The following is a 9,683-nucleotide window of genomic DNA, read 5'->3' on the forward strand; positions in this document are numbered from 1 at the left end:
CGGTCCATGTCGCGCGACTTGCTGATGTCCCAGTTCTGGCAGAACTTGCAGGCCAGGTTGCAGCCGGCCGTCCCAAAGGACAGCACGCTGCTGCCGGGGTAGAAATGGTTGAGCGGCTTTTTCTCGATCGGGTCGATGCAAAAGCCCGACGAGCGCCCATAGGTGGTCAGAATCATCTGGTCGCCCTGGCGCGCGCGCACAAAACAGGCGCCACGCTGCCCCTCGTGCAACCGGCAATCGCGCGGACACAGGTCGCACTGGATGCGGCCGTCGGGAATGACGTGCCACCAGCGGCCAGGGTAGCTAGACTCTTGCATCACTGCTCCTCTGTTTCCTTCCATTTGCGCACGGTGTAGCGCTGCAGTCGCATCCCCTCGGCCCAAAAACCAGGGGGCAGGCCGGCCTTGCGTTTGAGATGGGCGATGAACTCGCTCGCCGTGGGCAATTGCTCCCAAACTTGCGGCAAAAACGTGCTGCGGTAACGCTCGAACTCAAGCACCACACCGTCAATGCCGGGTTGCAACTGGGCCAGCGCATCGGCTTCACTGTCAAAGCGCATGGCCTGCATCGGCGACAGCAAGGACACTTCAATCTCGGTGTGCTCAAGTTCTGTCACGGCCAGCGGCGCAAAGCGAGGGTCGCTGAAGGCGGCGGCCAGGGCGTTCGCCTTGACATCGGCCAGCAGCGAGCGGCGCGCTTGCAGCGTGCCAATGCAGCCACGCAGTTGTCCCTGCTGCGTCAGGGTGACAAAACAGGCACCTAACTCTTGCAGCCAGACGGCGTCTTCAGCGGCTTCATGGGGGCGACCCAAGGCCGACGAGATGGTAGCGCGGGCAATCGGCAGCAAGGTGCTGCCGCGCTCCGCCGGGTTGGTGGAATCAGTGGACATCAGAGGGGCCTTGCGTGAATGCGAACGAGGCGTAACCGACGACACGGTCTTTATCACCGGCGGTGTCGCCCGAGTTGCAAAGCCCCAGCAGGTGGGGCTGCAGGTGGTGCCGTTTGGCGGCCAGCAGCAGGCCGTTGACCGGCGTGCCGCCGCAGGCTTGCTTGTGCGTGAGCGAGCCGCTCAGGTCCATGATGCTTTGTACCGTCTCCTGGTCGACGGCTTGCGCCGCGCGGTAGGGTAGAAAATGTGAGAGGTCGGAGCTGATCACGATCAGCGTCTCTGGCCCACCCCATAGCAAATCGAGCACCTGGGCCACTTCAGCGGGCGACGCGTCGCCCACCGCCAGCGGCACCAGTTTGAAATCCTCCAGCACCGTCTGCAAAAATGGCAGCTGCACCTCCAGCGAGTGCTCCAGCGCGTGGGCCGCCGGGCTCACCACCACCTGGTGCAACGCGCTGAGTGCGGCGATGGCCAGCTGATCGACCTCGATGTTGCCCAAGGGTGTGGCAAAAGAATCAGCACCCGGCAGGGCCAAACCGCGTACCGGCACCCGATGTACCGGGCCCAGCAAGACCACGCGCCGGATGGTTTTTCGTCCCGCCGAAAGACGCGCGTAGGCCAGCGCGGCGGTCGAGCCGGAATAGACATAACCCGCATGGGGCACGATGATGGCCTTGGGCACCTCGGCAGCTGTGTCAGCACCTACTCTTGCTTTGGCCAGCATGGTCGTGACATCGTTCGACAAAACCTGCCCCTGCCCCGGATAAAAGGCGCCAGCGACGGTGGGGTGACGGACTTGGTGCATGGGTGCCTCCCTTCCTGAACGAGCTTAGTCTCTCGAAGATCAGGGTGATTTGTTGCTTATCAAGTCGCATCGTGCAAAGGCCACGCGCGGCAGCTTTACGCCGGGACGTCGCCAGATCGCTCCAGGGTGGCGCCCAATTCGATGCGCCCACGCCGCGAACCAGCCGTTGCGCGACCACGGCGTGCAGGGTGTCAATGCCGACTTCACGCTGTCACCAGAGATTGTTTGCGCGCGTGCATGAACTCGATCGGGTCTTCCACGGTCAGGATGTGCCCGGACGTGTTCGAATTGCGGTAGTCCAGCATGGAGTAGAAAAACCAAATCGCCCAAATTTTGACGGAGGTGGATAAACTTTGGCGATGAAGCCCACGACCGCCGTCAAAATTTCCTTCAAACAGCACATGCTGCGGGCGCGTGAAGAAGCCATTGTTCAAGCGGTCAACCGCTTGCTCGCCGAAAAAGGTTTTGAAGCGATGACGGTCGACGAAGTCGCCGCGCAGGTGGGCATTGCCAAGGCCAGCCTCTACAAACACTTCTGCAGCAAGGAAGCGCTGGCGGCGGCGGCGATGCGGCTGCTGCTGCGCCGGGTCCTGGACGTCATAGCGGCTCAGCCAGACTCGGCCCCGCCGCTGGAAAAGCTGCGTGCGGTGGTCCGATGGAGCCTGGAAGTCAAGCTCGCCGGTGATATGCCGCAGCTGCCTGGCCAGAACTCAACGCTGCGCGCCACGCTGATCGCCAACGAAGACTATTTGATGGGTTTGCAGGCGGTGAGCGACCGTCTGGGTGAATGGATAGCTGCCGCCCAGGCCACCGGGGCACTCAACCCCGCCTTGCCGGCGCGGGCCATTTTGTACACCTTCTTTGCCCGCGCCTGCGATCCGGTGCTGGAGTTTTTGAAACTGGGCGGTGGCTACCCGGACGAACAAATTGTGGCGCTGGTGCTCAGCACCTGCTTTGAAGGTTTGTGCGCGCGCTAGCCGCACGCCCTAGCGCACCAGCAGCACCGGCACCTTGCAATGCGCCAGCACCTGCGTGGCGACGGAGCCCATCACCAGATTGACCAGCGTGCCGTGACCATGCGAGCCCATGATGAGCAGGTCGAATTTTCCGCTGTCCGCGAATTTGGCAATCGTCTCGCCCGCATGACCCGTCTTCCAGCTGCTCTTGGCGTCGATGCCATGGCGTAGCAAAAATTTGGACACCGGGGCCAGCACGCGCTCGGCCTCGTCCGAATAGTACTTGTCCACGATCTCCTTGCCGACAACGGCCCGCGCGCGTGGTGGCAGCACCGGCTGCACCGTGAACACGGTGTAATCCTTGCTCTGGGAAAACAGTTCATGCGTGCTCAGGTAGGCCAGCATTTTTTTGGTGTATGGACTGCCATCGACGGCGAGAAGAATCTTCATTCGGGGCTCCTCTATCAAAACTGCAGTGTAGCCAAGGCCGTGGCTGGGCTCAGAGGTCGATGCAAAACGTCGCCTGGAAAGCAGACTGCTCGTCTTTTCTGGCGTAGCCCAGGGGGTTGGCGATGACGCGGCAGCCGTTTTTGACGTAGTTGTTGGGCGCGTGCAAGTGGCCGTGCAGCCACAGCTGGGCGTAAGGGAGCAAGTCGTCCAGCGCATTGCAAAAGCCGGCGCTGCCGGGCGTCAGTCCGTAGCGCGGGTCGGCGCTTAACAGGCTGGGCGCAAAGTGCGTCACCACCACGGTCGTGCCGTCAAACGGTTCAGCCAGCGCCTTGACCAACCAGTCCTGGCACAGCAGCGCTTGCTCGCGCACGGCCTCGGCCAGCATCGGCAGGCCGTGGCGGGTGCCGCCGGTTTTCTTCAGGTAGTAGTTGGCGGCGCGAAATGCCTTGTCACGGGCCCTGAGCTGTTGCGTGAGCAGCCCGGTGCCGGCTACGCCGGGCGGGGCAGGGACCGTGGCCGCAACTTCGCTGGGGCCGAGCGCGTCAAAGTCGCTCCATAGCGTGGTACCGATAAAGCGCACGGCTTTTTGCCCAGGTTTTTCTTTGTCATGCGGGTCCGGCCAGCGGATGACTTCGCGCTCCAGCCAGGTGATGCCCAGCCGCTCGCAGGTCGCCAACAGGCGCGCGTGCGCCACATCAAAATCCAGCGCGTCGTACTCGTGGTTGCCGGGGACAAACAGAACCGGCGTGGGCCAGCCATTCTTCGGTGAAAAGCGGGCCAGACCAAAGTCGCTGTCCGACAAAAGCGAACCGGGTTGGTAAGAGCCGATGTCGCCGGCCAGCACCAGCAGGTCCGCACCAGGCGCAGCGGTAGGCACCCAAGCCGGGTGAACTTCGAGGTGCAGGTCCGACAGCAGCTGAATCTTCATGCGGCGATTGTGCGGCTTGGCGAGCGCTGCACGGGTTGCCTGGAAAATATCAAGCGTCAACGGCCGAATTCAACCGTGTCGAGATGGTTTCGCGCAGCCATTCCTGGGCACTGACGCGATGCATCCGGTGGTGCCAGAGGGCATCCACGTGGAAGGTGGGCACGGGAAATGGCAGTTCCCGCAGCACCAGTTGATCTGCGAAACCGGTGACATTGACAAAATGCCGTGGCAAGACGGTCAGCAGGTTGGAACTGGCCACCACCCTGCCCGCGGTAAAAAACTGATTCACCGTGAGCACGACGCGGCGTTGCCGCCCGAGCAGCGCCAGCGCCTCGTCAATGAAGCCAAAAGAGCGCCCGGAAAAACTGACCAGCATGTGCCGGGCCGCGCAAAAGCGGTTCAGGGTGAGGGGACCTCTGGCCAAGGGGTGGTCATGGCGCATCACGCAGACATAGTCACCGCTGTACAGGCGCTGGTGGGCGAATGCGACCACTTCACCCGCCTGTGTGCGCGCCGCCAGATCGGCCAAAGCGGCTGGAAAGTAGCCTATGGCCAAATCGGCGGCTTCAGCGTCCAGCAGGCGGCGCGGGTCGCGCGTGGTGAGCGGCATAACGCGGATCGAGACGCCGGGTGCGTCTCGGTCCATGACTTCAATCAGTCCCGGTATCAGTTCGGCAGCGGTCGCGTCCGCCATCGCCAGCACAAAGGTCATTTTGGCTTCGGCCGGGACAAAGCTGCTGGGGGTCATGGCTCCTTGCAGCTGGCGCAATGCTTCGCGCACGGTCGGCCACAAGGCCAGTGCGCGGGGTGTCGGCGCCATCTCCTGACCGCTGCGTTTGATCAGTTCGTCGCTCATGGCCTCCCTGAATCGGCGCAAGGCGTTGCTGACGGCCGGCTGGGTGAGTGACAGCTTGTGCGCCGCCCGGGTCAGGCTGCGCTCGGTCATCACTTCGTCGAACACGCGTAGCAGGTTCAGATCAAGGGTCCGGAAATTGGCTGGATTCATGGTGGTAATTAATCACTGTTGTGAATTTATACCATCACACATATAAACTTGTGGCATATTGGTGAAAACCCTAATATCCAAGCACGTTCCCGCCATTCAGGTGGGGTATTGAAAGAAGGATTTCATCATGGCCAGCTTCATACACGCGAGTTACTCTGCGCAACATCCAGGTGTTGCCCGTTTTGAATCGGCGGCCCATGCGGTGGGCACGATGCGTCGAGGTTTTGACAGCACCAAAGGCCTGAGCGCCATGCTGCTGGCGGCGATGGTGTCGGCGCTGGTGGTCGTGGCGGACCAGTTGATTGAGACGTGGGCTGACGGGCACCTGATGGTGGCCTGGATCGCTGTGTGGTTAATTGGTTTTGCGGCATTGGCCGTTTTTGCTGGCTCTGCGCGTAAGTTTGCGGTTACTATTGTGAGCTCTCTCGACGCTTGGTCCGCACGGGTGGCGCAACGCAGAGCGGATGCGCGTTTGTGGGCGATTGCCAAAACCGACCCGCGTGTGATGGCTGATTTGAGCGCCGCCATGGGGCGCGACGAGTACTGAGACAAGGTCAGTGCGCTATCCGCAGCTTGCGGGTGACGCCCTTGAAATAAAAAAGCCACCGGGTTCGGTGGCTTTTTTGCGTCCCGGGTGGTTCACCCGGGGCTTGCTCGTCAAAGCGCAGATCGTGCACCTTGACGGTTTCTTATTCTGGCCCCTTCAGGCTGCCAAGCGCTTTTCGATTTGCGCTTTTGTCTCTTCGAGTTCTTTCGGAAGGTGGTAGGCCAGCTGCTGGAACAACTCGGTGTGCAACTTGAGCTCTTCGGTCCAGGCGGCTTTGTCAATGCTGGTCACGGTGTTGAACTGGGCGGCGCTGAAATCAAGACCGGTCCAGGTGATCTCTTCATAGGTTGGGCTGACGCCAAACAAGTTGTCTTTACCTTGTGCCTGGCCTTCGATGCGGTCAATCATCCACTTGAGCACCCGCATGTTTTCGCCGTAGCCGGGCCAGACGAATTTTCCGTCGTCGCCCTTGCGGAACCAGTTCACGCAGAAGATGCTCGGCAGCGTGCCACCTGAAGCTTCGAGCTTGTGTTCCATGTCCAGCCAGTGCTGGAAATAGTCGCTCATGTTGTAGCCGCAGAACGGCAGCATGGCGAACGGATCGCGGCGCACCACCCCCATTTGCCCGACCGCCGCAGCGGTGGTCTCGGAGCCCATGGTGGCGGCCATGTAAACGCCTTCCATCCAGGTACGGGCCTCGGTGACCAGCGGCACGGTGGTGGAACGGCGGCCACCGAAGATGAAGGCATCAATCGCCACGCCGGCGGGGTTGTCCCATTCCGGGTCGAGCGCCGGGTTGTTGCCGGCCGTCACCGTGAAGCGTGAGTTCGGGTGCGCCGCCTTGGCGCCGGTTTGCTTGGCAATCTCGGGCGTCCAGTCCTTGCCCTGCCAGTCGATCAGGTGCGCCGGGGTGTTGCCGTCGTCTTTTTCCATGCCTTCCCACCAGACGTCGCCGTCATCGGTCAGGGCCACGTTGGTGAAGATCACGTTTTTGTCCAGACTGGCCATGCAGTTCGGGTTGGTCAGCGTGTTGGTGCCGGGGGCGACGCCAAAGTAACCGGCCTCGGGGTTGATGGCGTACATCTTGCCGTCAGCGTGCGGCTTGATCCAGGCGATGTCGTCGCCGATGGTGGTGACAGTCCAGCCATCAAAGCCAGCGGGGGGCACCAGCATCGAAAAATTGGTCTTGCCGCAAGCGCTGGGGAAAGCGGCTGCCACGTGGTATTTCTTGCCCTTGGGCGAGGTCACGCCCAGAATCAGCATGTGCTCGGCCAGCCAGCCCTGGTCGCGGCCCATGTTGGACGCAATGCGCAGTGCAAAACATTTCTTGCCCAGCAGCGCGTTGCCGCCGTAGCCTGAGCCATACGACCAGATTTCGCGCGTTTCAGGGTAATGAACAATGTATTTGTTCTTGTTGCAAGGCCACTTCACATCCGCCTGACCGATCTCAAGCGGCGCCGCGACGGTGTGCATGCAGGGCACAAAATCACCGTTCACGCCGAGCACGTCGTACACCGCTTTGCCCATGCGGGTCATGATTTTCTGGTTGACGGCGACATAAGCGCTGTCGGTCAGCTCGATGCCGATGTGGGCAATGTGCGAGCCCAGCGGACCCATCGAAAACGGCACCACGTACATGGTGCGGCCCTTCATACAGCCGTCAAACAGGGCTTTGGTCTCGCCCGAGCCTTGTTGCAGCAAGGCGCGCATCTCGGCCGGGGCCATCCAGTTGTTGGTGGGGCCTGCGTTTTCCTTCTTGACGGAGCAGATGAAGGTGCGGTCTTCCACGCGTGCCACGTCGCTGGGGTCGGAGCAGGCCAGAAAGCTGTTGGGGCGCTTGGTTTCGTTGAGTTTCTTGAAGGTGCCGGCGTCGACCAGCAGCTGGCACAGACGGGCGTACTCTTCGTCGGAACCATCGCACCAATAGATGTTGGCCGGCTTGGTGAGGGCGACCATGTCGGCCACCCAGGCGATCAGTCTCGCGTTTTTGACGTAGCTTGGGGCGTTGAGGTTCAGGCCTTGCATCACAGGTGAGTTCATGAATAAGCTCCAGAATAAAAAATCATCTTTTCAAAATGAACGGGTCGATGGGGTCGGTTCCCCAAACCATTCATTTTCAGAAAGTGGTTTTTTTGTGAATGGGCTGTTGCAATACCTCAAGTCGGCGTGAACGTCGATTTTAAGAACTTGACTGCCGCTTACCTGACAGTTACATCGAAATGATATGCAAAACTTGCATGACGTTATGTGAATCCATGCGCGCGAGCCCATGAGGCGCCCAGGCCTATCTCACGCCGTCATGACTTAGACATGCGGCAGTTGGCGTGCACCAGGAAGTTGCCAGGGCGCTCGTTATCGGCCCTGACGGCGTCGGCCGCAGCCCGCGGCAGCGGGCTGATTTGCTACACGATATGTAGCAAACTAATCAATAAATACGGGGGATACAGGCCCATCAGGCCATTGAAACGGCGATGAAGGCGAGCAAAAAAATCAGCACAGCACCCGCGAGAGGCAAAACGAGCGGCATGGAAGATACGACGGCTTCCACCGGGTCGATTTCAGACGCTGGCGTGTGGGGTGTGGGGCTGGACATGGGGATTCCTTGAGTTTTCAGATTCGTAACAGGCCAAATTTTACCCAAGTGGGCGCCCTCCGACACGGCGCGGCGTTGTTTCGGTCATGACGGTCTCTTTTAATGAACCAGCTGCGCGTCAAGTCCGGCCTGCAGCAACTGGGCCAGCACATCGGCAATATGCTGGGGGCCGCGCGTCTGGATGACCAGCTCCACTTCCACATTCTGGGCCGCCAGCGTGGTGAAAGCGCGCTGGTGATGCACTTCGTTGATGTTGGCGCCGGCTGCGGCCACGGTGGCGGTGATTTTGGCCAGCGTGCCGGGGATGTCGCGGGCACTGACGCGAATGCGCGCCAGCCGCCCGGCGCGCACCATGCCGCGTTCGATGATGGCGGCCAGCAGCAGGGGGTCGATATTGCCGCCACTCAACACCAGCCCGACTCGTTTGCCTTTGAAACGCTCGGGGTATTTGAGCAGGGCCGCCAGACCGGCCGCACCCGCGCCCTCGACCAGCGTTTTTTCGATTTCCAGCAGCATCACGATGGCCTGCTCGATATCGCCTTCGTCCACCAGCACCAGGTCAAGACCCAAGCGCGCAATGATGGCCTGCGGAATTTTGCCGGGGGTGCCCACCGCAATGCCTTCGGCGATGCTGCTGTTGCCTTCGGCGTAGTGCGTGCCCTTGATGGCATTCACCATGGACGGAAAACGCGTGCTTTGCACGCCAATGATTTCGATGCCCGGCTGGATCGCCTTGGCGGCCGTGGCCATGCCGGCAATCAGGCCGCCGCCGCCCACAGACACCACCAGCGTGTTGAGATCGGGCACCTCCTGCAGCATTTCCAGCGCGACCGTGCCCTGGCCCGCCACAATGTCGGCGTCGTCGTAAAGGGTGCACAAAGACGAGTTGCTGCTGTTCTGCCAGCAGCAAGGCGTGGGTGCGCGCCTCGTCCAGCGTATCGCCATGCAACACAATTTCGGCGCCGAAGCCGCGGGTGCGCTCGACCTTGACGCCCGGCGTGAAGCGCGGCATGACGATGACGGCGCGCAGCCCCAGCCGCTGGGCGTGGTAGGCCACCCCTTGGGCGTGGTTGCCCGCGCTCATGGCAATCACGCCGCGTTGCCGTTCCTCGGCCGTCAGTTGCGCCAGCTTGTTGCAGGCGCCGCGTTCCTTGAAGGAGGCGGTGAACTGCAGGTTCTCGAATTTGAGGAAAACCTGCGCGCCGGTGATGTCGGACAGGGTGCGGGACGCCACGAACGGCGTGCGCAGCAGCTGGCCTTGCAGACGCGCGGCAGCGGCTTGGATGTCGTCGAGTTGAACCATGGACGCATTGTCCGCCGTTTCAATGAATGAGCTTGGATAAGCCGCCAGCCCCGTAGGATAAGCGCAGTAAGCTATCAAATAGATAGCTATTCCAACAACACCGCCAAATTTGACGACCCACACGCTTTGCGTCTGGCCGATGCGGTGCGCGCGATCCGTGGCCTAGGCCTCCACGGCGGGGTTCCACGGGTCGTCGTGAATGACGG

The 9,683-nt window shown here is 61.3% G+C and carries 9 protein-coding genes and 3 pseudogenes; 2 read left to right on the top strand and 10 right to left on the bottom strand.

Going from position 1 to position 9,683, the window contains the following annotated elements:
- The 4 genes and pseudogenes from B3V69_RS12710 to B3V69_RS12725 all read right to left on the bottom strand — a co-directional run.
- Window positions 1–317, bottom strand: a pseudogene (locus B3V69_RS12710) (AmmeMemoRadiSam system radical SAM enzyme); the annotation flags it as partial.
- A complete protein-coding gene (gene amrA / locus B3V69_RS12715; RefSeq protein WP_296447081.1) occupies window positions 317–889 on the bottom strand; it encodes an AmmeMemoRadiSam system protein A in 573 nt (190 codons plus the stop codon). The pseudogene B3V69_RS12710 and the gene amrA, both read right to left, overlap by 1 nt.
- Window positions 879–1,694 (bottom strand): AmmeMemoRadiSam system protein B, encoded by an 816-nt coding sequence (gene amrB / locus B3V69_RS12720; RefSeq protein ID WP_296447082.1) that lies wholly within the window; start codon window positions 1,692–1,694, stop codon window positions 879–881. Before amrB ends, amrA begins: the two co-directional genes overlap by 11 nt.
- Window positions 1,695–1,881: 187 nt before the next feature.
- Window positions 1,882–2,002, bottom strand: a pseudogene (locus tag B3V69_RS12725) (type IV pili twitching motility protein PilT); the annotation flags it as partial.
- A gap of 51 nt (window positions 2,003–2,053) precedes the next feature.
- Between B3V69_RS12725 and B3V69_RS12730 the strand changes: the two are divergent.
- Window positions 2,054–2,671 (top strand): TetR/AcrR family transcriptional regulator, encoded by a 618-nt coding sequence (locus B3V69_RS12730; RefSeq protein ID WP_296447084.1) that lies wholly within the window; start codon window positions 2,054–2,056, stop codon window positions 2,669–2,671.
- A 9-nt stretch (window positions 2,672–2,680) separates the two neighbouring features.
- On the opposite strand, the gene B3V69_RS12735 is transcribed toward B3V69_RS12730, so the two are convergent.
- The 3 genes from B3V69_RS12735 to B3V69_RS12745 are packed head-to-tail and all read right to left on the bottom strand — an operon-like array spanning window position 2,681 to window position 5,034.
- Window positions 2,681–3,100, bottom strand: coding sequence for a universal stress protein (locus B3V69_RS12735; RefSeq protein WP_296447086.1), 420 nt, complete (start codon window positions 3,098–3,100; stop codon window positions 2,681–2,683).
- A 49-nt stretch (window positions 3,101–3,149) separates the two neighbouring features.
- Window positions 3,150–4,028, bottom strand: a complete 879-nt coding sequence (locus B3V69_RS12740; RefSeq protein WP_296447087.1) for a metallophosphoesterase — start codon at window positions 4,026–4,028, stop codon at window positions 3,150–3,152.
- Window positions 4,029–4,077: 49 nt separating this feature from the next.
- Window positions 4,078–5,034, bottom strand: a complete 957-nt coding sequence (locus B3V69_RS12745) for a LysR family transcriptional regulator (protein WP_296447089.1) — start codon at window positions 5,032–5,034, stop codon at window positions 4,078–4,080.
- 127 nt (window positions 5,035–5,161) lie between these two features.
- Between B3V69_RS12745 and B3V69_RS12750 the strand changes: the two genes are divergently transcribed.
- Window positions 5,162–5,581 (top strand): hypothetical protein, encoded by a 420-nt coding sequence (locus tag B3V69_RS12750; protein ID WP_296447090.1) that lies wholly within the window; start codon window positions 5,162–5,164, stop codon window positions 5,579–5,581.
- A 156-nt stretch (window positions 5,582–5,737) separates the two neighbouring features.
- Here the strand turns inward: B3V69_RS12750 and B3V69_RS12755 are convergent, their stop codons facing one another.
- The 3 genes and pseudogenes from B3V69_RS12755 to B3V69_RS12765 form a co-directional block, all read right to left on the bottom strand.
- A complete protein-coding gene (locus B3V69_RS12755) occupies window positions 5,738–7,621 on the bottom strand; it encodes a phosphoenolpyruvate carboxykinase (GTP) (RefSeq protein WP_296447093.1) in 1,884 nt (627 codons plus the stop codon).
- Between the two features lie 412 nt (window positions 7,622–8,033).
- Window positions 8,034–8,174, bottom strand: a complete 141-nt coding sequence (locus B3V69_RS12760) for a hypothetical protein (protein WP_296447095.1) — start codon at window positions 8,172–8,174, stop codon at window positions 8,034–8,036.
- Between the two features lie 99 nt (window positions 8,175–8,273).
- Window positions 8,274–9,477 (bottom strand): annotated as a pseudogene (locus B3V69_RS12765) (threonine ammonia-lyase).
- Between the last annotated feature and the right edge of the window lie 206 nt (window positions 9,478–9,683).

This window comes from Rhodoferax sp. UBA5149 (assembly GCF_002413825.1).
In the GTDB taxonomy this organism is placed as follows: Bacteria; Pseudomonadota; Gammaproteobacteria; order Burkholderiales; family Burkholderiaceae_C; genus Rhodoferax.

What these genes read in the sequence shown, in the direction of transcription:
- amrA (WP_296447081.1), bottom strand. Translation starts at nt 889, where the DNA reads ATGTCCACTGATTCCACCAACCCGGCGGAGCGCGGCAGCACCTTGCTG.
- amrB (WP_296447082.1), bottom strand. Translation starts at nt 1,694, where the DNA reads ATGCACCAAGTCCGTCACCCCACCGTCGCTGGCGCCTTTTATCCGGGG.
- B3V69_RS12730 (WP_296447084.1), top strand. Translation starts at nt 2,054, where the DNA reads ATGAAGCCCACGACCGCCGTCAAAATTTCCTTCAAACAGCACATGCTG.
- B3V69_RS12735 (WP_296447086.1), bottom strand. Translation starts at nt 3,100, where the DNA reads ATGAAGATTCTTCTCGCCGTCGATGGCAGTCCATACACCAAAAAAATG.
- B3V69_RS12740 (WP_296447087.1), bottom strand. Translation starts at nt 4,028, where the DNA reads ATGAAGATTCAGCTGCTGTCGGACCTGCACCTCGAAGTTCACCCGGCT.
- B3V69_RS12745 (WP_296447089.1), bottom strand. Translation starts at nt 5,034, where the DNA reads ATGAATCCAGCCAATTTCCGGACCCTTGATCTGAACCTGCTACGCGTG.
- B3V69_RS12750 (WP_296447090.1), top strand. Translation starts at nt 5,162, where the DNA reads ATGGCCAGCTTCATACACGCGAGTTACTCTGCGCAACATCCAGGTGTT.
- B3V69_RS12755 (WP_296447093.1), bottom strand. Translation starts at nt 7,621, where the DNA reads ATGAACTCACCTGTGATGCAAGGCCTGAACCTCAACGCCCCAAGCTAC.
- B3V69_RS12760 (WP_296447095.1), bottom strand. Translation starts at nt 8,174, where the DNA reads ATGTCCAGCCCCACACCCCACACGCCAGCGTCTGAAATCGACCCGGTG.